The organism is Pedobacter polysacchareus (genome assembly GCF_019802255.1).
GTDB lineage: Bacteria > Bacteroidota > Bacteroidia > Sphingobacteriales > Sphingobacteriaceae > Pedobacter > Pedobacter polysacchareus.
In genome coordinates, this window is the sequence record NZ_JAHYSS010000005.1 from 575,356 (window position 1) to 599,848 (window position 24,493).

The window sequence follows — 24,493 nt, forward strand, 5'->3', positions numbered from 1 at the left end:
AATTATTTTTTCAAACCCATTCACCCTACCATTAATTTTCTGCGCTATACCTATTGAAGGAGATAGGATATGCAACACCCCATAGATAAAGAACTACTAAAAAAATACCTGAAGGATACTTGTACACCCAGCGAGCTGGAAATTGTACGCGGGTATTTAGGCAGACCAGGTACTGAGGCGATTTTACAGGAACTGATCGCTGAGGAATCAGCCACAGAATGGGAGCGCGCCACGAATGCGCCTGTTCAACTTGATGAACAGCTCATCAGATGGCAGTCGAAATTTGAACAGCGTAAAGCCGGATCATCAGCCCATAGCCCAAAAATCATTAAAGGCTTTTTCCGCAGGAACAACTTTCTAAAATATGCTGCGGTATTGAGCACGGTCATTTTAGGAATAGGTATCTATACCTTAAACAGCTCCCAGGAAAAAGAACTTCCTAAAGCAGCGATTCAACTGTCCATGAAAACTTTTACTACGGTAAAGGGGCAGCGCGCAAAGATCACCTTAACCGATGGAACCATCGTTTACATGGGAGCGGGCAGCACTCTGGAATATCCTGAGCAATTTAAAGATTCGATCAGAAGCGTATCCTTAAAAGGAGAAGCATTTTTCGAAGTGGCAAAGAATCCTGCACAGCCATTCATCATCCAGACAGCAAACATTCGCACCCAGGTATTGGGAACTTCCTTTAAAGTAAACGCCATCACAGGAAAACCCTTTCAAGTGCAGGTGGCTACTGGAAAAGTAAGAGTAGATCGTGTAAATGAAGGCCAAAGAGAGGAGCTCGCCATCTTGATCCCAGGACAGCAATTGAGTTTAAAAACCTTAAATGGTCGGGCGGTTTCCAGCGAAATTGCCGTTGCAGATATTCAAGGATGGAGAAATTCAAGACTGGTTTTCAAAGACCAGACCATTCAGGAAATCGCGGAACAGCTGGAGCGTTCCTACGATGTTCGCTTTACATTCAAATCTCCGCAAAAATCAGCAGCAGTGCTGACGGTCACCCTTCAGGACAACATCCCTTTAAATGAAACCCTGCGGGTTTTAAGCGCCGGCGCACATTTCAAATATCAGATACAAGGTAAAAACATCATTATTAAATAAGGAAAGGCGGTTATGACGGATTAGTTACTCAAAAAAAACGTTCCCAATGGCCCTGGCAGGCTAAAGGGAACGCTTCATTAAAATTCTTCCTGCCTTCCATGTTTTCGACGACACCTAGGCAGGTTGAAATGGCAGCCGGAAAACCGGCTCATACACCTATTATTCGCCCAAAGGGCATTTTAACACGTATAACATTCAAATATATGCAAAAAGGATCAATAGCTAATCCTTCACTTTTGGAGGAACCCGGTGGTTCCAGATTTTTAAGAATAATTTATTTGCTGATGAGATGTTCATTTGTCCTGTTGTTTACTAAGCTGACCATGGTAGGTATGCTGTATGCCAACACCGTAACTGGCCAGGATCTGAACCGAAAGGTGGATCTGAAACTGGAAGGAGTTGGGGTAAAAGAAAGCCTGCTACATATAGAAGCCAAGACTGGCGTAAAGTTTCTGCTTCCACAGAAGGTGCTGGACATCAGTACCAAAAAAGTAAACCTGACCACAAATGACATGACCGTTGCGGAAGCCATTAAAAATGTGCTTTCCAATTCCGGTTTAAGGTATAAAGTGGTGGAGCATTATGTAGTGATTGAAGCCATCCCGGTTCAGCAGCGGATCACCGGCAGGGTAACTGACGCGGCAAACAAAGAAAGTTTACCAGGCGTATCTATTCAGATCAAAGGCCAGCAGCGCGGGACCTCCACAGATGTAGACGGTAATTTTAGCCTTACCATTAGCGAAGCAGAAGTGACCCTGGTATTCAGTTACATGGGGTACAATAGCAGGACCGTTAAAGTGGATAAGAATAGTGTGAACCTGAATATCGCCATGACTGCTTCCTCTAATGCCCTAAACGAGGTCACTGTGCAGGCCAGAAGAAAAGCGAATACAGAAGTTGCCGTATTGGACGAAAGAAAGAAATCTTCCGTGATCCAGGACGCGATTTCTTCTCAATTGATAGAACGTACCGGAAGTATCACTACTACGCAGGCTTTACAGCGCGTATCAGGGGTAACGGTAACCGATGATAAATATGTAGCCATCCGTGGTTTAGGAGATAGAAGTGTCATCGGACAGCTGAATGGTGTTCGCCTGGCTTCTTCAGATCCAGACCGCAGTACCATTCCTTTAGATTTAGTTCCCGCTTCCTTATTGGACAACATTACCATTTATAAAACAGTCACTCCAGATAAACCTGCAGACGCAGCAGCGGGTATCGTGGAACTGAAAACCAAATCTGTCCCTGAAAAGGAGACTTTTGAAATCATCGCCCAAAGCGGACTGAATTCAAATGTTGGTTTAAATGGACAATACAATAGCTTCTGGAACAGTGATATGGGGACTTTTGGTGGAAAGATCAAAGACAAGAACCTCAGCAATGATTTTAAAAACCTGGCCAGGCAATATCCTGATGGATTAGGTGCTATTCAAAGCATGATTGCCAATAGCAATTATAGCCCAACCGCTTACCAGGAGGTCAACCGCATCAATAAAATCATGCAGTCATTTGATCCGGTAATGACTACTCAATACAAAAAAGCACCTTTAAACCAGTTGTATTCGGCAACTTATGGCAACAGTTATGAGGTGTTTAAAAAACATAAAATAGGCTTGATCCTGGGGGGGAATTACTACCGCCGCATTACCGATATTTCAGGGGGAGATCTAACCCAATACAGTATTTATCAGGGGGTAGTAACCGGTAATCCGGATGTGTACAGCCCACGAAATATTCCAAACTACATCACGCCAAACAGTCTGTACATGGGTAAATACCAGACCTATAAAGAAAATACTGGTGTGGAAACGCTCAATTACGGTACGCTGGCAGGTTTAACCTATCGTTTCAACAGCAGAAACGAAATCAGTATGCAGTATCTGGGCAGCTGGGGCGGAGAAAGTAAGGCAACAAACCTATACGGCCGTTATGAATATACCGGCTTACCAGGAGAGGTATATACCACTACTTACTCCCTGAAACAGACTTTCCGCAACCTGAACACTTTCAACTTACAGGGAGAGCATAAATTTCTGGATACAGAAATGTCGCCCCGTTTAAGCTATAATGTGGCCAGCTCCAGGTCTAAACAAAACGATCCGGATTTCCGTTTCGCAAGTTTAGTAGACTATATGCCAAGAGGCGGTGGCTGGTATACGAGACCAGGAATTGGTGCCGGAAGCAGCGCTGAAGGCCCAACCTATACGAAACATCTTTACGCCTTAACCTCCGGTTATGTGAATGGATTTGGCCCTTATGGGATCATACAGGCCGAGCCAAACGGACGCAGATGGCGTAACCTGGATGAGAAAAATTACAACTATAAAGCAGATTTAAGCATCCCTTTTAAATTATTCGGACAAACACAGCAGTTTAAAACAGGGATCAACTATTTGTTCCGCGACCGTTCTTTCACAGAGAATCAGCTGTTCCTTCCAGGCTCTAACTTTACGACGAATAAATCTATCCCATTGTACGATGTGGAAGGCGACCTGAACCGACTGGTGAGCAGTCAGATCATCGGTGTAAAGGCACCTGCAGCCAATCAGGGCGAGGGCATGCTGCCTGTTGGTGGTTTCTTATACAACACCCAGAAATCCCCAAACAACTATACCGGCTATTTTGAAACCAATGCCCTCTACGGAATGGTAGATCTGAAAATCACAGAGAAACTTCGTGTAGCGGGTGGTGTACGTTTTGAAACCACCAATATCGGATCGAAAGTGGATACCGCAGGGGTATTTCTAGACCCTTCATTAACTGCCGGAGGTGCTGGTGGCGGAAGGATTCCATTGAATCCAATCAACCCGAATTCCGTGTACAAAACAGGTTTCAAACCTTATTACTCAGTCAACGCCACCTACGCCTTAAACGACAAAATGAATTTCCGTACGGCCTACAATACTACGTTAGCCCGTCCAGAGTTGAGGGAAATCACCAACGTGTTTGAATTCGATGCTTTCCAGATGGGATTGGTCGTAGGTAATCCAAACCTGAAAAACCAATCTACGCAAAACCTGGATTTCAGATGGGAATGGTTCCCGGAAAAAGGAGAGGTGCTAGCAGTTTCCGCCTTTGGAAAACGTATTGAAAACCAATTGGTAAAGGTGTTCAGCCTGCAAACCGCAGGCTTAGCGGCAACCTATCCGGAATTTCCAACCATCCAGTTTCAGAACGATCCTAACATCGGTAGAGTATGGGGATTGGAGTTAGAAGTAGTGAAAAGTCTGGGCTCTTTATATGATCCTTTGAAAAACTTCTATTTCGGTTCTAACTTATTGCTGGCACAGAGTGACATCAAGAAAACACCGGAACGTTATGAAGCGATTCGTTCACTGGATCGTTATACGCCAAAAAACTCTCCGCTTTTTGAGCAGGCACCTTATTCCATCAACCTTTGGTTAAACTATGAGAACCCAAAATCGGGGACTGATTTAACCATGACTTTTAACATGGTAGGAGAACGTTTGGTACAGATCAACCTAACCGGTGAACCTGATTTGTACACCCAGCCAGTACCCGTATTGGATTTTGTGTTCAGTCAGCGCATCACCAAAAGCGTGAAATTTAAAGGATACGCCAAAAATATCCTGAATCCGGATATCAAAACTGTTTACGCAAACCCGCAAACTGGTGGTAAATGGTACGGTAACGAATACATCAACCGCAGTTTTACCCGTGGTGCAGAAATTATGCTGGGCTTTACCTATAACCTTCTTAAATAATGAATAAGCTAAAATATAAATTCCTCCCCCTGTTTTTCCTGACCGCAACGCTCTTATTGCAGGCTTGTAAAAAGGATAAGCTGAATTTTGAGACGGATAACCGCGTTTTAACGGAAAATCGTGCAAATTCTACCGCCAGGGTGATCAATTTTGCCATGTATAATCAGGTGATTGCCAATGGAGATAGTCTGACCAGTTTCCTTACTCCAGCACCAACTCCGGGATCGCCGCCTAAATTACCAGGAACGGACTATTTTCCTGCCAACGGCTACCTGACTAAAATCTGGAATGTGCCCCAAGACCTTTTTAATGCACAGGAAGTGGTAAAACTGGACTTTATGACCAGGTCTTATCAAGCCACATTAGGTGCTGATATCAAAATCGAAATCAAAAATGATGACCATAACCCTACGGATTATTTCCTGATGCCCAGCTTTGCGATGGAAGGACAGCCGGATGTAGTTCCTGTGAAAAGAGGGGTTTCGGCACCTTCAAAACCGGATCATTTTAAAATCAGGATCGTCAACCTTTCCGGTAAAATTAAAAACCCGGCTTTCAACAGCAGTGGTGCCCTGGAAGATTTAGCGGGCCGTGTATCGCTGGCTTATTCAGATGGAACCTTAGTAAATACGCAGACCAGCAATATGAACTCCGTTGATGTGGCTTCTGAATATATAGAGCTGCCTTATGGTACTTACCAGTTCAAAGTACTGATGCAGGACGGCCGACAAATGCCTGCGCTAGGATCTGAATTGAACCAGTTCACCATCCTGGATCCACCAACCTCCACAATTCCAAGAACAATCAGCAATTCTACCGCTTTAGTTTATGCGCCGATTCAAACCTATCAGCCTGGAGGGATTTACACGATCTTAATCGCACCACAGCGTTTTAGTTATTTAATTAATGAGAATTCGGAAACCGCTGATACGTACCAGAATTCCTTCCAGATCCTGAATGACAATACGCCTGCCGTTAACAATACCTATTTCCGAGTACAAGGCGTGAATGCCTTGAACACTGAAAAAGTAAGCTTCAGAGTAGATGGCAAAACCATTTCAACAGATCTTGGCTTCGGCGCTGCTGGTGCCTATAGCAATTTCATTCAGGGAACACATACCATCGAAGCAGTAGATGCCTCAGGTAAGGTCATTGCATCTGGCTCACAAGTACTTCGCCCGGCGCAAAATTATACCGCCTGGTTATCTCCAGATGCTGCTGGAACGCCTAAATTATTAATAGTAGCCAACGATTTGAGTGGAGCAACTTATACTGGTGGCCCTGCACAGGAAGATGCTACTTATGCCAGAAATCAGTTCCGCTATTTCTTCTTTAAAAGGTTTTTAAACTTGTCGACCGGCAACCCGTACCTCACTTTTACGCTAAACAACGGACAGTCTATTTCCACTAACGAGGACAATCCCAATGCTGGTGTGAACCTGCAGCCTGGGATGCCAATTTTTGAACGTCCTTACCTGAGCAGCAGTTATGCACAAACTGCTTACGAAGTAATGGCTTACCGCTCTAAACCTAACGTGGTTCCAGGTATTTGGGCTAGCGATATAGAAGTACTGAAAAGCGAGGCTTTTATCGCCAATAAAGACTTGTATCTGAGGCCAGGAAGGGCATTGCCTGTACATGAGCCGGGCATTTACACGGTGAGTTTAATCGGGCAATCGGGAACAGGAGGCACGCCAGCTACCAAAGCAAAAATGATCATTGTCAAACATAACAAATAATGAAAGCAGCAAAAGCCCTAATGAATCCGCTGATGATCGCTTCATACGCTATAAAACAATATAATCTGATGAAAAAGAATAGATTATTTCAAATGAACAACACATTCGTCTGGCTGGTCGCTTGTAACTTCCTGCTATTGACCTCCGGTTGTGTAAAAGTCGAATACAGTAAAATTAAGGAGCCTGCTTACCTGCGCGTGTTCAATAACCTGAACTACGTGCAAACCCTGGGCAGCAAAGACAATAAAGTGCCATTTTTCTGTATGTTCATCAACCCGGTAGTCGATGCCAGCGGTATGCCCGTTAGTGCAGAAATTGTAGGTGATTTTCTAGATCAGCGGGATGCTTATGCACCGCCATATCCTTCACATATCGGAAACAGTACCTCGGTGAACAATCCAGAGTATCCTGGTAAAGAAAATGTATTGGTAGGGCCGATTTTAAACGGTTTTGATTTGAGTAGCTGGGCACAGGTGCCATCCGGGAAAGTGCGCATCATGTTCGCTTACCGACCTAAAAATACAGTGCCATTTTTCCAATTGGAAAACCACCTCAAAAAGGACATTCTGATCGATACCACCATCAATTTAACCAATCAGGAGGTGTATACACTGCACCTGCTGCAGAAAGATTTTGTGACTAAAAAAACTGGTATTCTACTGCGTCAGGAGATCTTCCATAAACTCCCGCTGTCTGACTCACTGGCTTATGTGAATTTCTATAACATGAGTGCGAAAGGATATTGGGAAGCCGACAAATCACTTAAAGAAGACAATTTCCTGCTGGCAAGTTTTCAGTGGGGAATGAAAGACGACATGAACGTTTACCTTTCACTGTTTGAAGATCAGAATGTACTGAGTGCACAAGGGGCTACCATACCAGGATTTAAAGGGAAATACTTCGCCAATGTGAAGTTAAATACCGAAAGTCCAGCAGTGAACCCTTATTCCAGCTTCCCGATCTGGGCCAGTAAATCATCAAATGGCATCAGGACAAACATCTGGCCGAGGTTCGACTTTTTTGTTCCGGGGATGGACATCACCACCAATCCATACTACAGCGGTTCTACGGATAATGGTGGAAACTGGGTTGCTGTGAATTGCCTGCAAAATGGTAAAATCAGGATGACGAGCAATGATAATGCGGCAATACTGCCTAACGTATTGGTCAACATCCACTCTGGCAAAAACAATCCAGCCACATTCGCAACGGTAAACACGATTGAAGTAGTAAATGGTAAGGTTTATTTAACCACCATTCAAAGGAAATATGCACCGCCAATTTATTAAGAATATGATTTTCATGGAAAAAAGAAAATATAGGAATAAAATGCTGATGATACTGGCCATAGGAATGCAAATCTTATTGCTGGCTTCCTGTAAGCATGAGGATTTAACGATTGCTGCACCTAATGAGAACATCCGTCCGGCAGGCGATTTTGTGAAGAACAATTATGAAATGCGCTTGTTTTACGCAGCCCTTTTAAAAACAGGATTTGCAGATCAGCTTAATGGAACCGGTCCATTTACCGTATTGGCACCTACCGATGAAGCCTTCAATAGGATGGGGGTTTATAATCCTTCAGATTTTAATAAAATGAACCTAGATAGCCTAAAAAAGGTGATCGGGTACCATTTAATGCCCCGTAAATTGAGGGTGAGCGATATTCCAAATAATGGAATAGACGTGCGTTATGCTACTTTATCGGATGCGGATCTTTATGTTTCCAGAGCCTCCACAAATCCAAATGGAGGTGCAGAAAATGAGCTGTATTTTTCTGGATCTGAGGTGACGCGACAAGATGTGGTGCTGGCCAATGGCAGCCTGCATGTGCTGGATAACGTGATGAAACCTAATTTCAATAAAACAGTACAAGCCTGGCTGGCCGGACATCCGGATTACAGCGTTTTTGTAAGTGGTTTAAAGAAGTTCAACCTATGGGATCAGCTCGCCGGAACAGCAGAATTCACTGTTTTTGCACCCAATAACGAAGCCCTTAAAAATGTAGGGATTACCGCCGCTTCCTTAAATGAAATGGATGCCAGCAAATACCTGGGAGATCTGCTTTTTGGAGTTTACCTTTTATACGACAGACACTTTTTTGTGTCCGATACGGAGGTGTTCGCCAGGATCAATTCGAATGGTGCATTTAACTATTTCCTAAAGAACAGCAGCTATTACATGACCTTCGGAGGTGGAAAACTATACCCCACTTTTAAGCTCGGTTATGGCTTAACCCTGCGTCCAGGCAATGGCCCTGCGGATAATCCGATAAAATCAGCGACTAGCAACATCGTCGCGAAAAATGACAATTTATGTAGCAATGGGCTTGTTCATCACCTGGCTGATGGAATGGTCACACCAGAACAAGCGATAAAAAAATAAGATATCATGATGAATATGAGAAATTTAAGGTCAGTGATTTTATGCTCAGGTCTGCTGCTGTTTGCCGCTTGTACCAAAAGCGAATTTTTACCTGATCCGGCAGGAAGCCAGGTTCCTTTTCAACCTGAAGCCACAAAAACTGTAGAAGAACTATTAGCCGCATCTCCGGCAAAACTTTACTACAGCGCCTGGCAAAAAAGTAATATCAAAACGATCCTGAAAGCAAAGAGCAGTAAATTGGTATATACCGTTTTCGCCCCGAATGATGCAGCGATGCAGGCTGCGGGTTTAACCGCCGATGCTATCGGTCAGATGCCCGTCGCAAAATTGGATAGCTTAATGATGTTTTACACTACCCTTGGATTCGTTACGGAGAGAGAATTGAAACAGCGAACTGACAATTTTGTGGTGAAAACCCTGCTGCAGCAACCAGGTCTTTACCTTCCTTATTTTGAAAATCCAAACTCAAATCAGTACGACCTCTATTACTATAGAAACTATGTAGGGTTGAAAGGAGAGTCCCTGCTGGTTAATGGCAAAAACTTAGGTAAACTGAACTATGCTCCGGCAGTTGATGGGGGGCTTTATATCCTGGAAAAAGCCATAGAAAAGCCAACCAAAACCATTTTAGAAGCTTTAACAGCAGATGGCAGATTTACCATATTCCTGGAATCTCAGCGCCTGGCCGATGAAAGTTATATCGAAGCAATGATCAATGATATGGAGCCGCTTTTCGGATATAGACCTGAGCCAGAAGAAGTGCTGATTTATATCACCAGTCGGAAGCTGTACACAGTTGGCTGGGGTATCAATGCGCCAATTTATCAAGGGTATATAGGACCAAATATCACAATATCTACACTATTTGCACCCACAGATGAGGCCTTTCATAAAGCAGGATTTCAAACGCTGGCCGATGTGATGAAATTTAATGAGCGAGGTGCGAGCTCAATTCATTTTGATGAGAGCTTGTTTACCGGAGTGGGTGGCTTTCCAATGGATACCGTGTACAACTTTCACCGCGACTGGGGAAGGATGTTCCAGCCGCAAACGACTGGTGGTGATAAAGCCCTTGCAAATACCACCATATTTTATGGCAATGTGCTCAATGCTGAGCTGAATGATTACATGGTGAATGTGGGCGGAAATGCTCCTGCAGAATTTGCCTATAAAATGCCAATCGAATTTTCATCAGTAAATAACAGCGTTCAGATGAAGGCAAAAGGTTCCAGCTATCCGGCAGCAACGGTTACAGAAACGGACATCAATACCTTAAACGGCCCCATCCATGTGGTTGATCGCCTGATTTTTCCTAAAGGATTTAAATTAAACTAAACATGGCAAATTTATATAAAAAGAACGCCTTACTTTCTTTGATGCTGATGACCATATTGGGCACATCATGCAGTAAAGATGACCAGCAGAATAGCGAATACGATAACAATAAAATCAACCTGGTCATTGCCGACAACTTTAATCTTTCGGCATTTAGTGCAGCCTTAAAACGCAGCGGATTAGACAAATCTTTACAGCAAGGTGCAGGTCCTTATACTGCTTTGGTCCCTTCAGACGCGGCATTTTCCGCTGCAGGGTATTCAGGTGCAATAGGGGTCATGACGGCCAATCCGACCATCATTTCCAGGATTGCCAATTACCATACCCTGGACGGAAAGTACGAACTGAACAAACTTCCTTTCCTGTTTAATCAGGAACTGCGCTCCCGCGGTGGTAAGTTATATGCCACACACTGGATCAAAGGGCAGGACACCATCCTGACCCTGAATGGTTCCAGAGTCATTTCGCAGAATATCCCCGCTTCCAATGGGTTGATCCAGGTGGTGAATCGTGTACTCAGCCCATATCTGCATGATTTATTGGGCGATGCCATCGCCGCAGAAGCCAATACCACGCTTTTTACCCAGGCTTTAAGAACTTCTGGTGTGTTAACCACTATTAATGAAGCAGGTCCTTACACGATTTTTGCCCCTGATAATGCCGCAATGCAGGCCATAGGTTATGGCAGTATCGAACAAATCAATAACACCGATCCGGCTGTTTTGAAGCGCTTTGTGAATTACCATATCCTGAAAGACAGAAGGTTTATTTACGACTATATCTTGAGTACCGGGCCCGCTAACATCAGCTTGCAAGCCATGCTGGACGGCAATTCTGTAACGATGAGCCTGGTGCCAGATGAAACTGCAGCAGGTAGTTTTAAAGGAATTACACTGAAGGGAATCGGAAATACCACTCAGATCAAATTGGTTAAACAGGATGTCCTTGCTGGAAATGGGGTATTACATATTATTGATGGCGCTTTGCGAATCACCCAATAAGACTTCGTAAAACAATTAAACTTAAAAAATGAAGAAAATATATTCAGTCGTTATGCTTTGCGCCCTGATGTTGGTGTCGTTTTATAGCATGGCGCAAGAAACAAGTGGTTCCTTAACCGGACAGGTGAAAGATGCCAAAGGTTTAGCGATCCCTGGTGCTACTGTGGTGGCTATCCACACGCCATCGGGTACCCGTTACGCCATGTCGGCGGATAAAGATGGCCGTTATTTCCTGAACAATCTCCGCATTGGAGCACCTTATCTGGTGACCGTTTCTACCATGGGGATGCAGAATGCAGTGCGGAACGACATCGCAATTCGTCTGGGCGGTAGTCAGCAGCTCAACTTTGTGCTGTTAGAAGATGCACAGGAGCTGAAAGGAGTAGAGGTTTCCGCAAGGAAAACGGTCCGCCAAAAAGCCGACAACTACGGAACAGGTAAAAATATCAGTGCTGAGCAGGTGAAAAACATGCCATCGATCAGCAGAAGTATTACTGACATTACCCGTTTGACGCCTCAGGGCAGCCGCGACAATAGTTTTGGCGGTACCAACTTCAGGTACAACAACGTGACTATTGATGGTGCCGTAAACAACGATGCCATTGGTTTTAGTCCTTCACAAGGCGGGCAAACCGGTACTTCAGGCATGAATGGCAGCAGTACCAGAACCAATCCGGTTTCTTTAGACGCCATTGAAGACATGCAGGTTTACCTGGCACCCTTTGACGTGAAAATCGGAAACTTTACCGGTGGATCGGTCAATGCCGTGACCCGCAGTGGTACCAATACGGTAACAGGTTCCGTGTACGGATTAGGAAGAAATGCCGCATTAACCAGCAAGGATCGCGTAGGTGGTCTGGGTAAAATGAACTCAGATTTTTATGATTATCAGGCTGGTTTTCGCGTCGGTTTCCCGATCATTAAAAACAAGCTTTTCTTTTTTAGCAACGAGGAGATCACCCGTCGCCAGGATCCCACACAATTGTCGGTAGGTACTGCAGAGACGGATGCTATTTTCAGTGTAGCAGACGCGCAGTCGATTGCCAATACGGTGAAAACCAGGTACGGAAGCATTTTCGATGCAGGTACTGCCGATGTATATACCAACTGGAGCAAATCGCAGAAGTTCTTTAACCGCTTAGACTGGAACATCAATGATAAACACCAGCTGGCGATCAGGAACAACACGATTTTCAGTAAAGCCACACACATGGACCGTGATCAGCAGGATTTCCGTTTCAGCAGCATGGCTTTCCTACAGGAAAACAACCAGACGAGTACGGTTGCCGAGCTGAAAAGCAGGTTCAATAATGAATTGTCTGGTAATTTGTTAGTCGGCTTTACCCATGTAAATGACAACAGGGATCCATTAAGTGACCCTACCTTGCCGCAAGTGCAGATTATGGGACGCACACCAGGAACTACCATTTATTTAGGTACAGATCGCGAAGCGAGTATTTTCAATATGAAACAGAAAACCTGGGAATTTACCGCAAACTTAAACTGGACAAAAGGTCGTCACAAGTTCTTAATCGGTACACATAATGAGCTCTATAACATTCAATATGGTTTCGTCAACTCCTGGAATGGTCGTGTAGATTATCAGAGTATCGAAGATTTCACCAACAACAATCCTTACCGGGTAAGAGGCAGTTACAATTATTTCAACAACAGCAGAGATTACCTTTTGGACAATCCGGCAGCAGATTTCAACGTCAATATGTACAGTTTATATGTGCAGGATGAAATCAGGATCAGTGATAGATTCCGCATCACGCCAGGATTACGTGCAGATTTCGTGAATTTACCTACCATGCCGACTTTAAGTGAAAAAGTCCGCGATATTCTCGCAGATCCAAATTTTGGTAATACCTACACATATACCCCATTGAACCGCATCAACAATAAGTTCTTAAACAAGGTGCAATTCTCGCCGCGTTTAGGTTTTAGATACGATGCCTTGGGTGATCAGAAGTTAATTTTAAGAGGGGGAGTAGGGATGTTTACCGGCCGTATTCCTTTTGCATGGTTAGCTTATGCTTATTACAACACCGGAAATTCTTTTGGAGCGATCGATCAGCGGGCAGATCAGCAGGCTTTCTTACCGGGTACAGATCCTATTAAACCCAGCCCGAATGGTATTGGTGGATTTATCGAGCAAAATGGAACGGTGATCAATAACCCTAATAGCGGTAAGACACAAGTCGACCTGGTAGATAATGGTTTTGAAATGCCGCAGGTATTGCGTGGAAGTTTAGGAATTGATTACGAAACTGAAAACAACTGGCGCTTTACTCTAGAAGGAATGTATACGAAAAACTTAAAAGACGTGTTGTTCCAGCAGTTGAATACCAAAGACAATCCGCTTTATTATGGTTACGATAAAGAGAAACAGCAGCCAGTTTATGGTGGCGCAGTGGATCCGCGTTTCTCTAATATCTACTTGCTGAGCAATACCAAAGAAGGTTATCGTTACAGCTTAACGGGTACTATTGCCAGAACATTTATCAATGCGCTGAATGTGAGTGCTTCTTATACCTACGGACAATCAAAAGATTTAAGTAACGGGGTACGTAACTCTATGGAAAGTAACTGGCAGTTAAACCAGGCTTTGATTCCAAACAACCCAACACTAAGTCCAAGTAATTTTGACATTCGCCACCGCATTGTATCCACCATCAGCTATAATTACGAATGGAACAGAGCGGGTAGAACGAACATCAGCTTGTTCTTTAGTGCACAGTCGGGCAGTCCTTTTACTTATGGAATTGTGAATGGAAATATCCAGGGCTTGCCACAGCAGGTGAGTTTAACCTACATCCCATTAAGAGAAGAAGCGATCCGTTATTTCAAAGACATTCCAACGGCAACTGCGGCGCAGCAGGCAGCCGCATTTAATCAGTTTATTGATGGAAATGAATACCTGAGCAGCAGAAGAGGCAGATATACAGCGCGTAACAAAGGAAGGACACCATGGAATGTTCAGGCAGATTTACACCTTTCCCATGAGCTGTTTGTGAACGCGGCGAAATCTCAGTCTTTGAGCTTTACAGTAGATGTGATGAATTTGACCAACCTGATCAGCAAGACCTGGGGGATTCAGTATTTCTCCGCAAACACGTTCAATTCTACGAGCAGTGTTGGCTTAACACCTTCGCTGTTCCCGCCGCAGCAAAATGAGGGTAATTATCCCGTGTTTACTTTTAATAACCCTGGTCAGCCATACAGCATCGATTATTTTGGATCGAGAGCGCAGATGCAGTTAGGATTGAGGTATACCTTTTAGTTCAAATAGATTAGAAATTAAGTCATAAAAAAGATGAATATTCAACACAAATGGAATTTTAGTATTGGCATCATGCTGTGCTTCCTGCTGTTTATTGGTGCTTGTAAAAAGGATAAGGTAGCCATACCAGATGTGCCTTTCAAAATAGACAGCTATTACCCGAATAGTGGGAATGCAGGAACCCTGGTTTCCATCGTTGGAGCCGGTTTTGGAACCGAACTTGGTAAGTATTCGGCAAGCATTTCCGGAAAAGCTGCTGAAGTCATCAGTGCTACGGAAAACACAATCGTCATCCGCATGCCGGAAGGTGGCGTAACAGGCGCCTTAGCCATTACGTATGATTCCAGAAATTTTGACCTCGGACCATATATTTATCAGGCATTAAGCGTGAAAACCGTATTCCCCGCCAATGGTCCTGCGGGCTCTCAAATTCGGATTACCGGAGCTGGTTTCAGTAGCACCACTGGACCGGCGACGGTTTTCATCAACGGAAAACCGGCATTGGTGGTGAGTGTATCTGATGAGATTATTGTGGCTGAAGTGCCAGCAGAGGCTGGTTTTGGTCCGATTACGGTAAAGGTGGATGGTAAAGAAGCCAAAGGTCAGAACTTCACTTACCAGGCAATTAGCAGCATCAAACCTTTAAGCGGTGGTAAAAACACAAAAGTGACGATCAATGGTGTTGGTTTTGAAGAATTAGCGGAAGGCAACTTAATCGAGTTCAACGGAACCAGCGCCATCGTTCTGGAAGCGACAAAAGAGAAATTGATTGTACAGGCACCTGATGGTGTCAATACTGGACCACTTTCTGTAAACATCAATGGGCAAAAAATACCTGGACCGGTATTTACGGTGGTAGCACCACCAACGATTCAAATTGTGACACCCTTGAGCGGTCCGAAAGGAGCAGAGATGACGATTTCTGGTGTTCAGTTCAGTGCGGTATTGGACGAAAATAAAGTATTCATTAACGGGCAGGAAATTCCTGTTCAATCGGCTACGGAAAGCCAGATCAAGCTATTGGTGCCAGGCGGTACAGGAACTGGATTGGTAAAAGTAGTGGTGAATGATCAGGCGACAAACGGGCCTCAGTTTAAAGACCAGACGCTTGGGATTACCTCGGTAAGCCCGGATAATGGGATTGCAGGAACAACCGTAACCATTAAAGGATCAGGCTTTAGCGCCAGCGCTGCAAATAACAAGGTATACTTTAATGGTTTACTGGCCAGCGTGAAAACCGCGACAGAAAACACGTTGGTATTAGACGCACCATCAGGATTAAGTACTGGTGATTTAAAAGTAGTAGTGGGCGGTCAGGAAGCATTGGCGCCACAGGACTTTAGAAGAGCTGGAATGGTCACCCTCGCAGGTGGTCCAAACAGTGATACATTTGGACGTTTTAATGTGGGCATAGCGGTAGACAATAGTGGTAACGTTTACATCGCAGACAGACTGAATCACCTGGTGAAAAAAGTCACGCCAACAGGTACCGTAAGTGTTTTACAATCCAATGGTGCTGATCTTGTTTTTGATACACCTTACGGAATTGTGATCGATAAACAGGATAATATTTTTGTGTCAGACATAGGTCGTAATCACATTAGAAAAATCACACCATCAGGACAAAATACGGTGTATGTTTCTGGTTTCGCACCAGGATTAATGACATTTGACAATGCAGGAAATATGTATGTGAACGTTGTAGCTGCTTATGGAGGAATGTACAAGGTGAATACAGTCGGCATTGCTACTAAAATAAACGGACCATCGTGGCCGATGTCCAAGCCTGTAGTAGATGCAGCTGGAAATCTTTACTATGTAGATTCTGGCTCAAGCAGTAACAATGCGATTTCACGGATCCCTGTTGGAGGTGGAAATGAAGGCTATTTTGTGGGCTCTTCTGATTCAGGATATCAGGACGGAACTGGGCTCGCTGTAAGGTTCAACAGTATTGCTGGTGGATTGGCCTTATATGGTACCGGAAAATTAATCGCAGGAGATAGGTACAATTATGCCTTGAGAGAGGTTGATGTTGCCAACAAAAAGGTTTCAACAATCATCAAACTAAGATCTGGTTTTGCTGACGGTGCATTCACTGATGCGAAACTCGGTTCAATGGAGGATATGGCCATCGATAAAAATGGAAATATTTACATTCTGGATGCCGAAAATAAGGCGATTAGAAAAGTGTTTCTGAAGTAATTTAAAGGATTGATACTCCTGATAAGTGAAAACGGCTGTTCATCGCAAGATGAGCAGCCGTTTTTTTATGAACAGTTATTTAATTTTGGCAACTTTGTTGCATTAGTCTTGCTTATTGCAAAATAATAATGCAACTTTGATGCAGTTGTGAGAAGAAGTAAAAAACAAATACAGATCAGATTAAAGCAGGGGGCATCCTTCCTGCTGCTGCTGTTGTTTTTAAGTATTGCTGCTGCTCCGGTTTTACACGATCACAACGAAGGTCATGTCAATCCTAAGGAACAACAGAAGGGAGCAAAACAGTCTGGTACGCAAGAACAGTTACAGCTGTCAGATAAATGTTCCATCTGCGATTATTACCATCATATCCAGGGCAAGCAAATCTTTTCCCATTACCTTTTGGAGCTTCCTGGAATTTTCTCAAAAGTAATCAGTACGAGTCCGCATCTCCTAACCGGAAACTATAAAATTACAGTTCAGGGTTTTACCAATAAAGGACCGCCTCCAGCTTTTTAAGCTTTTGACCGTTTGCTATGCGGTCATTTTACACCCAAATTTTACACCATCCGGATGATGAATTTCTATAGGCTCTTTACTGGGTTCTAAGACTTTGTGCATCCCTTTTTTCCAACATTTTAGATTCAATGAAGAAATTCTACAGGCTATCCTTTTGCCTTTTAACTTGCTGTGCCCCGGTTTTCGGGCAAAGCAATCCGGCTGTTCAAGATACTACACTTAACCCTAAAAAAGCCTCGCCAAAACAGCTTAAAGAAGTCGTGATTAAAGACCGCAGACCACAATTACGCAAGGCAGAGGAGGCCTTAAATATAGAAATTGTGAATAGCAGTTTTATACAGCGAAACCTGGGTGGGAGTCTAATGAAATCTCTGGAGCGATTGCCGGGCATTCAAACTATTGGCATAGGCTCGGGGCAGTCTAAACCATTGATCCGCGGACTAGGATTTAACCGGGTATTGGTGGTGGATCAGGGCTTGAAACATGAGGGGCAGCAATGGGGTGCAGATCATGGCTTAGAGATCGATCAATTTGCCATTGGCGAAGTAGAACTGATCAAAGGTGCCGCTTCATTTAGGTATGGATCTGATGCGATAGCAGGTGTGATCAACCTTAACCCTCAGCCCATTCCCGTTAAAAACTCCTTTGGCGGATCGGTAAATCTGTTGGGCAAGAGTAATAATGATTTGTACGGCAGCTCGATTAATTTGTACGGACGTCAGGAAAACTGGTTTTTTGATACCCGTTTTACCTATCAGAATTACGGCGATTATCGGGTGCCTGTAGACACCATATTCGTATATGATTATGCGGTAAAATTACATAACCGGCAATTGCGCAATACCGCGGGTAGGGAAACAGCCCTGCATTATACCACAGGCTATATCGGGAAGCGTTTTAAATCCCTGGTTTACCTGAGTAATGTGTACAGCAAAAGTGGTTTTTTTGCGAATGCACATGGTTTAGAGCCGAGAAATGTAGATGAAAAAATGCATGATGCTTCCAGTAGGGATATCCAGATGCCCAGTCAGGAAGTGAATCATTTTAAGCTGATCAGTCGTACGGAATATCAGGTCAATGCACATCAACTGGCCTTAGATCTAGGTTATCAGCGCAACTTCCGACAAGAGTTTAGCCAGTATGTGAATCATGGTTTTATGCCGCCTTTGTATCCAGATACCATGTCGGTTTCTCCAAATCTGGAAAGAGAGTTTGATAAACACGTGTACAGTGTCAACCTAAGAGACAAAATCCTGTTGGGGAAACACGAAATCACCGCAGGTTTAAGTGGAGAATATCAGCAAAACACCATCAATGGATGGACGTTTTTAGTGCCTTCTTTTCAGCAGGTTTCTGCAGGAATCTTTGCCTATGATAAATATAGGGTAAACGAAAATCTATTGCTTCATGCCGCCTTAAGATACGATTTCAGCCATATCCGGATGTTCAAATATACAGATTGGTTCGAATCTGAGCGAGGTACTCAGCCTACTGCTTCCTTTGAAAAACTGGTGCGTTCGGAAGACCTGAACCGGGCATTTAACAGCCTGGTTTGGTCGGCCGGATTGAATTACAATCTGGAACAGTTTTCCTTGAAAGCTAATGTGGGTAAAAGTTTCCGAATGCCAATTGCAAAGGAACTCGGTGCTAACGGGGTAAATTACCATTATTTCAGTTTTGAAAAAGGAGATCCGACATTGAATGCGGAACAGTCTTATCAGGCAGATTTAAGTCTGGGCTGGACTGCGGATCGCTGGTCTGTTTTACTCAGTCCATTTTACAATTATTTCCCGAATTACATTTACTTAAATCCGACTTCCGGTCATGATGATTACTATGGTGCCGGCAACCAGATTTTTCAATATGCGCAGAGTAAAGTGATGCGTTATGGAGGAGAATTGCAGCTTAAATTGAAATTGCTGGAAAGTCTGAGTACTTCCTTTTCCGGGGAGTATTTGTATGCCCGACAATTGTCGGGGGACAAGAAAGGTTACACTTTGCCATTTTCCCCGCCAGCCTCCGCATTATTTAACCTGAGCTGGTCGCCGGTCATCAATGAAAAGTTCCAGAAAACCTATTTTTCTATAGATTACCGGCTGACTTCCAGTCAGAATAACATCGTTCCACCAGAAAAGAAAACGCCAGGTTACGGCTTGATCGATCTGCAGATTGGTACGGAACTAAACTTTCAGAAACAAGCCCTACTGATCAGTCTGCAGGCGCAAAACCTGATGAATACGCGGTACTTAAATCATACCAGTTTTTACCGGTTAATTGGGCTGCCTGAATCCGGCAGGAACCTCATCCTTTCGATAAAAGTTCCTTTCCAGGTCCCATTGAAGAAATCATAAAATCGTCATACCCTCAATTCCTAAAATCACCATCATCCCCATTATAAAAACAACAGATGAACAGCAACAAAATCTTAAACACCAACAAATTATTAAACATGAAAACAACTAGAATGATGACCGTTCTGCTATTATTTTTCACTGCTTTTTCGGCATGTAAAAAAGAGGAGCGGATAGAATTGGCAAAGCCAACAGCCGACAATATTGAGATCGGCACTGCGAATAACAAACAAGCTTTAAAAGGAAGAGATTTCCATTTCAATGCTGACGTCGTTGCTGCCAGTAAAATAAAGTCGGTACAGCTTAGAATCCTGCAGAAAAGTACAGAAACCTATAGCAAGACCTGGAAACTGGAGCTCGACTGGCGGGAATACATCGGTGCAAAAAATACGAATGTGCACAAGCATTTTACCATGCCTGCGGATGCACCTGATGGAAAGTATGATTTCTATTTTATTGTACTTGATGAAAACGGAACGCAGCTGGAAATTAAGGAAGAAATTACCATTACCGATCCTGCAAATATGCCGGTAGATCCTGTCATCGGCCGCGATATGATCTCCCGCAATGAGACCATGATCTATTACATGGATACTTGGGTGGAGCAAGAATTGATCTTCAAAAAAGGAGATGAAATGACGGCCCATGCTCAGGTTTCCCAGCTAAAAGGCGACGGGATTCTATATACTTTATTGATCAAGAAAAGCGCTAATTATTACCCGGAATCTATTGATAAGCTTGATTTTAACAAAGTAATTGTGATTTCAAAAGTAGAGCATCAGGACTTACCAGCGGCTTCAAAAATTACTACACTAAAACAGGTAAATGGCGTTTATGGTGGAGAGAAAATTGTCATTGGGGCAGATAAAGATGGTCATGAGCCAGTTTCAAACCCGATCGGCGGACAAAAAGCATGGGAATCCGGTAAGTATAATCTGGTGATTTTATATAAAAATACCAGCTATAACAGAAGTGTGTACAAGGTGATTCCAATCACCATAGATTATAAATAAGATGAAAAAACTGAAAGTATTAGTCTGCTGTTTATTGCTGGTGACAGCTTTGAGCAATTGCAGTAAAGATAAGGCAGAGCCAATTGATACCACTTATCCTGAAATTAATACGGATATGGCGCAGGCATTTCCAAAACAATGCAGTGTATTAAAAAGAGGAGAGAAGTTCGTGTTTAAAGTATTGATAACTGATAACGCTCAATTGGGTTCTCTAAGTGTCGATATTCACCATAATTTTGACCACCATACCCACAGTACAGAGCTGGAAGAATGTGAGATGGCACCCATAAAACAAGCTGTAAAACCATTTTTGCTGATTAAAAATATTGCTATTCCTGCCGGGCTGAAATCTTATGAGGTCAATGCAGAGATAGAGGTTCCCGCAGATGTGGATCCTGGAGATTATCATTTTATGATTAGACTTACAGATAAGGAAGGCTGGCAAACGATCAAAGGATTGAGTATCAAAATTAATTAACAAGAGCAGATAGGGGGCTTTACCGTATGACTTAAGATTTGGCCCCCTGTTTTATTCTGTATTCATCCGGAGAAGCGCCTATTGCAGTCATATTTATGAGTTTTTCCAGTGTATTAGCTGTATGGGTAACCTGAATGGCCTTGCAGAAAGCGAGAAAGAACAAGCAGAAAAGAAGCATTACATGGCAGTTAAAGCGCGTTTCGGCCGGTTGAAGCAGATTATCATCAAAAAATAATCGCTCATGAAGAGGGAAGGATCGGCAACAAGGCTTTCAGGCGTATCGCAAAAGAATATGACGAGCTAAATAAAATAATCTGTACAGTTAAAAGACAGACTTTAATCTCTTGTCGTAAATGTAGCTCTTAAATAAGCCATGGTCCCTAAAAATGGAAGCCATACGATGATAGCAATCCAAACAATTTTATCCAGGAGGCTAAGTGTTTTGTTTTTTATCGCTTTAACAATGCCATAAACTAAAGAGAATAATGCTAATAACAATAATAGCGTTTCGAGAATCGTTATATACAAAGGTAATTATTTCATCACCTGATCACCTTCATTTTTTCTCTTGAAAAGTAAACCGCCTAAAGCAACGATTGTACAGGTCCACATCGTGAATACCATCGGATAAGCGGTGTTGTTATGGAGTAAACTTAAAACCGAAGTAATTAGAAATGCTGATAAATAGCTTAAGGAACCGATCAAGGCCGAGGCAGAACCTGAAAATGCAGGAAGTGTAGCCAGATATAAAGCGGTTGTATTTGGTAAAATAGGACCAAGCATCGACAGGAACAGAAAAGCAAAAGTCAGCAGCAGATAGAAAGGGCCATTAAAGTAAATCACTAAGATCATTGCGGCCCCGGTAATCAATTGAAAAATCAGCGCGTATTTGGTAATGACTTTGACTTCAAAGTATTTCAGTAACCGGGTGTTGATGATGCCTGTAAAAATAATCCCTACGGCCAGCATGGAAAATATAAATCCAAATTGCTTCTGGCTAACCGCGTAGATCTGAGTAAATACAAATGGAGAACCGGTGATCATCGCAAATGCTGCACTGTTACTCACTGCTCTGACTAAAGCATAGTTGACAAAGGAAGGGCTTTTTATACATTGGCTGTAAGCGTTTCGAATACCTTTGAAATTTAGTTGCTTGATGGCTGTACCGGGTTTCCCATCTGGCAGCACCGTTAAACAGCCTAGTAAACCCATTCCCGAAAGTATTGCCATAATCAGGAACAAGTACTTCCAGGTAGATGCATCGGAGAGCAGGCCGCCAACCATTGGGGCAAGAATGGGCGAGACCCCCATCAATATTTGCAGGAGTGTAAAAACGTGTGCCGCACGATTGCCCTGATACAGGTCATTTACCAATGCTCTGGAGATCACCTGACAAGCGCTTCCAGCCAGGCCCTGAATGAATCTTAAGGCCAGTAACAGCATGAAAGAGCTGGTCAGCATGCAAGCCACACTGCACAATATGTAAACCGACAGCCCTATTTTTAAAGGTAATTTTCTGCCCCATACATCAGATAGGGGGCCAATGAACAACTGACCAAAAGACATCCCGAAAAGAAATAGCGTTACGGTCGTTTCCATTCGCACCATCGGTACCTTAAAATACGAAGACATCACGCTGAAAGCAGGCAAATACATGTCTATGGAAATAGATCCTATGGCCGTTAAAATACCTAATGTGAGGGTAACGAGCAGCGGATGCAGTTTGCGCTTTTGCATGGTCAAATATTCATTTGTATTCTACAAAACTAAGCTTACATTGGTTCTGTAAAAAGAGCCATTATATAAGTAATTCATAGAGCCAATTTATGGGCAAAATATCACCTGAAATCCTGCTGACTTTCATCCATCTGGATCGCAGACTTAAAACACCGCTTTACATTCAGTTGTATGAGGCGATGAAGCAAGCCGTATTTGAGGGCATGCTGAAGCATGGCGATCGTATGCCATCTACCAGAAGTCTGGCTACAGAATTTAGTCTTTCCAGAAATTGTGTGTTACTGGCATTTGAACAGCTGACACTGGAAGGTTTTCTAAATGGTAAAACGGGTAATGGTACTTACGTTTCTGAACAAGTCAATGAGCTAAAACCCGATAACAGAAAATCCAGGAAACGCTTATCCCTGGAAGAAGAGGTCTTGAAGCCTATTGAGATGACTGATCTTCCTTCACATACAAAATATGTGGTCAATTATGTAGGGCAGGAAGCGATGCTGCCATTTCAACCCTCTATACCTTCGCTGGTTGATTTTCCATTCCAGATCTGGGCGAGAATTGCGGCCAATGTGTACCGGAATATTCATCAGTTACATTTGGGCTACGATAGTGCACAGGGTTATCTTCCGCTGAGGGAAGCCCTCACAGATTATCTTCGGATGAACCGCTCAATCAGCTGTACTGCGGATCAGATTGTGCTGGTCAATGGCTCTAGTCAGGCGATGCAGCTCATCGCAGAACTGCTGTTGAAAAAAGAAGATCAGTGCTGGATGGAAGATCCAGGCTATCTGCGGGCGAAATCTGCTTTTGCCCGTTTCGGTGCTCAAATCTGTCCGGTTCCTATAAAAGATTCAGGCATGGATCTGGATTACGCCATGCAGCATTTTCCAGCAGCAAAACTGGCGTATGTGACGCCCTCACATCAATATCCGTTGGGGGAGACCATGCCTTTAATGGAAAGAATAAAACTCCTGAAATGGGCTGCACAGCAGGATATGTGGGTGATAGAAGATGATTATGAAAGTGAATTTCGATATGTAAACAGACCAATACCGGCACTCAAAGGACTGGATACTTTTGGAAAAGTGATCTATGTGGGCACCTTCAACAAGACCTTATTTCCTGCACTAAGAATTGGATATATGGTACTGCCTTCAGCAGCCATTGCACAGCAATTTACCATTGCCAAAGCAGTGATTGATCGCCAGAGCCCGGTTATTGACCAGGCCATTTTAACCGGGTTTATTCTCGCAGGACATTATACCAGGCATTTACGAAGGATGAGGCTGGTGTATCGAAAAGCACAGGAAGAGTTAATTCTATTGTTGAAACAACACCTTGGGAATCAGCTTCGGATTGCATCAGCAGAAGCGGGAATGCACCTGGTGGCCTGGTTGATGAGCAATCAGGATGCCACAGCTATCGCACTAAAAGCAAGAGCAAGCGGTGTCTTTATCTATGCTGTGGATGAGCTGGCGATAGATTTTAAGCACCCCAAAGCCTTGATTATTGGTTTTACCGGATTTAGCCATCAGCTCATGGAAGCAGCAGTGCTGATGTTGAAAAGCATTTTGGAAGAAGAATAAATTCAACCATGATTTATTCCTAAATTATGTATAAT

General features: G+C 43.4%; 16 protein-coding genes. 14 read left to right on the forward strand and 2 right to left on the reverse strand.

The window, feature by feature from the left end; all coding sequences use genetic code 11:
* Window positions 1–69: 69 nt before the first annotated feature.
* The 13 genes from K7X70_RS17050 (at window position 70) to K7X70_RS17110 (ending at window position 21,138) form a co-directional block, all read left to right on the forward strand.
* Window positions 70–1,107 (forward strand): FecR family protein, encoded by a 1,038-nt coding sequence (locus K7X70_RS17050; protein WP_222538179.1) that lies wholly within the window; start codon window positions 70–72, stop codon window positions 1,105–1,107.
* A gap of 284 nt (window positions 1,108–1,391) precedes the next feature.
* Entirely contained in the window at window positions 1,392–4,832 is a 3,441-nt protein-coding gene (locus K7X70_RS17055; protein WP_222538180.1) for a TonB-dependent receptor, read from the forward strand.
* Window positions 4,832–6,571 (forward strand): DUF4397 domain-containing protein, encoded by a 1,740-nt coding sequence (locus K7X70_RS17060; protein WP_222538181.1) that lies wholly within the window; start codon window positions 4,832–4,834, stop codon window positions 6,569–6,571. The genes K7X70_RS17055 and K7X70_RS17060 overlap by 1 nt, the downstream gene beginning before the upstream one ends.
* A 68-nt stretch (window positions 6,572–6,639) precedes the next feature.
* Window positions 6,640–7,860: a hypothetical protein gene (locus K7X70_RS17065; protein WP_255607343.1), complete on the forward strand. Its 1,221-nt coding sequence runs from the start codon at window positions 6,640–6,642 to the stop codon at window positions 7,858–7,860.
* A gap of 13 nt (window positions 7,861–7,873) precedes the next feature.
* Complete coding sequence (locus tag K7X70_RS17070) at window positions 7,874–8,956, forward strand: fasciclin domain-containing protein (protein WP_222538182.1); 1,083 nt, start codon at window positions 7,874–7,876, stop codon at window positions 8,954–8,956.
* A gap of 6 nt (window positions 8,957–8,962) precedes the next feature.
* Window positions 8,963–10,291, forward strand: a complete 1,329-nt coding sequence (locus tag K7X70_RS17075; RefSeq protein ID WP_222538183.1) for a fasciclin domain-containing protein — start codon at window positions 8,963–8,965, stop codon at window positions 10,289–10,291.
* Between the two features lie 2 nt (window positions 10,292–10,293).
* Window positions 10,294–11,292: a fasciclin domain-containing protein gene (locus tag K7X70_RS17080; protein ID WP_255607344.1), complete on the forward strand. Its 999-nt coding sequence runs from the start codon at window positions 10,294–10,296 to the stop codon at window positions 11,290–11,292.
* 28 nt (window positions 11,293–11,320) lie between these two features.
* A complete protein-coding gene (locus K7X70_RS17085) occupies window positions 11,321–14,578 on the forward strand; it encodes a TonB-dependent receptor (protein ID WP_222538184.1) in 3,258 nt (1,085 codons plus the stop codon).
* Between the two features lie 33 nt (window positions 14,579–14,611).
* Window positions 14,612–16,780, forward strand: coding sequence for an IPT/TIG domain-containing protein (locus tag K7X70_RS17090; RefSeq protein ID WP_222538185.1), 2,169 nt, complete (start codon window positions 14,612–14,614; stop codon window positions 16,778–16,780).
* Between the two features lie 147 nt (window positions 16,781–16,927).
* Window positions 16,928–17,296, forward strand: a complete 369-nt coding sequence (locus tag K7X70_RS17095) for a hypothetical protein (protein WP_222538186.1) — start codon at window positions 16,928–16,930, stop codon at window positions 17,294–17,296.
* A 128-nt stretch (window positions 17,297–17,424) separates the two neighbouring features.
* A complete protein-coding gene (locus K7X70_RS17100) occupies window positions 17,425–19,647 on the forward strand; it encodes a TonB-dependent receptor (protein WP_222538187.1) in 2,223 nt (740 codons plus the stop codon).
* A 98-nt stretch (window positions 19,648–19,745) separates the two neighbouring features.
* Complete coding sequence (locus K7X70_RS17105; RefSeq protein ID WP_222538188.1) at window positions 19,746–20,660, forward strand: DUF4625 domain-containing protein; 915 nt, start codon at window positions 19,746–19,748, stop codon at window positions 20,658–20,660.
* A gap of 1 nt (window position 20,661) precedes the next feature.
* Complete coding sequence (locus tag K7X70_RS17110; protein WP_222538189.1) at window positions 20,662–21,138, forward strand: DUF4625 domain-containing protein; 477 nt, start codon at window positions 20,662–20,664, stop codon at window positions 21,136–21,138.
* A 336-nt stretch (window positions 21,139–21,474) separates the two neighbouring features.
* Here the strand turns inward: K7X70_RS17110 and K7X70_RS24565 are convergent, their stop codons facing one another.
* Together K7X70_RS24565 and K7X70_RS17120 are read right to left on the reverse strand one after the other, a co-directional pair.
* Window positions 21,475–21,666: a PLDc N-terminal domain-containing protein gene (locus tag K7X70_RS24565; RefSeq protein ID WP_368388862.1), complete on the reverse strand. Its 192-nt coding sequence runs from the start codon at window positions 21,664–21,666 to the stop codon at window positions 21,475–21,477.
* A 6-nt stretch (window positions 21,667–21,672) separates the two neighbouring features.
* Window positions 21,673–22,875: a multidrug effflux MFS transporter gene (locus tag K7X70_RS17120; RefSeq protein WP_222538191.1), complete on the reverse strand. Its 1,203-nt coding sequence runs from the start codon at window positions 22,873–22,875 to the stop codon at window positions 21,673–21,675.
* An 89-nt stretch (window positions 22,876–22,964) separates the two neighbouring features.
* On the opposite strand from K7X70_RS17120, the gene pdxR reads away from it, so the two are divergent.
* Entirely contained in the window at window positions 22,965–24,458 is a 1,494-nt protein-coding gene (gene pdxR / locus K7X70_RS17125; protein ID WP_222538192.1) for a MocR-like pyridoxine biosynthesis transcription factor PdxR, read from the forward strand.
* Window positions 24,459–24,493: the final 35 nt, after the last annotated feature.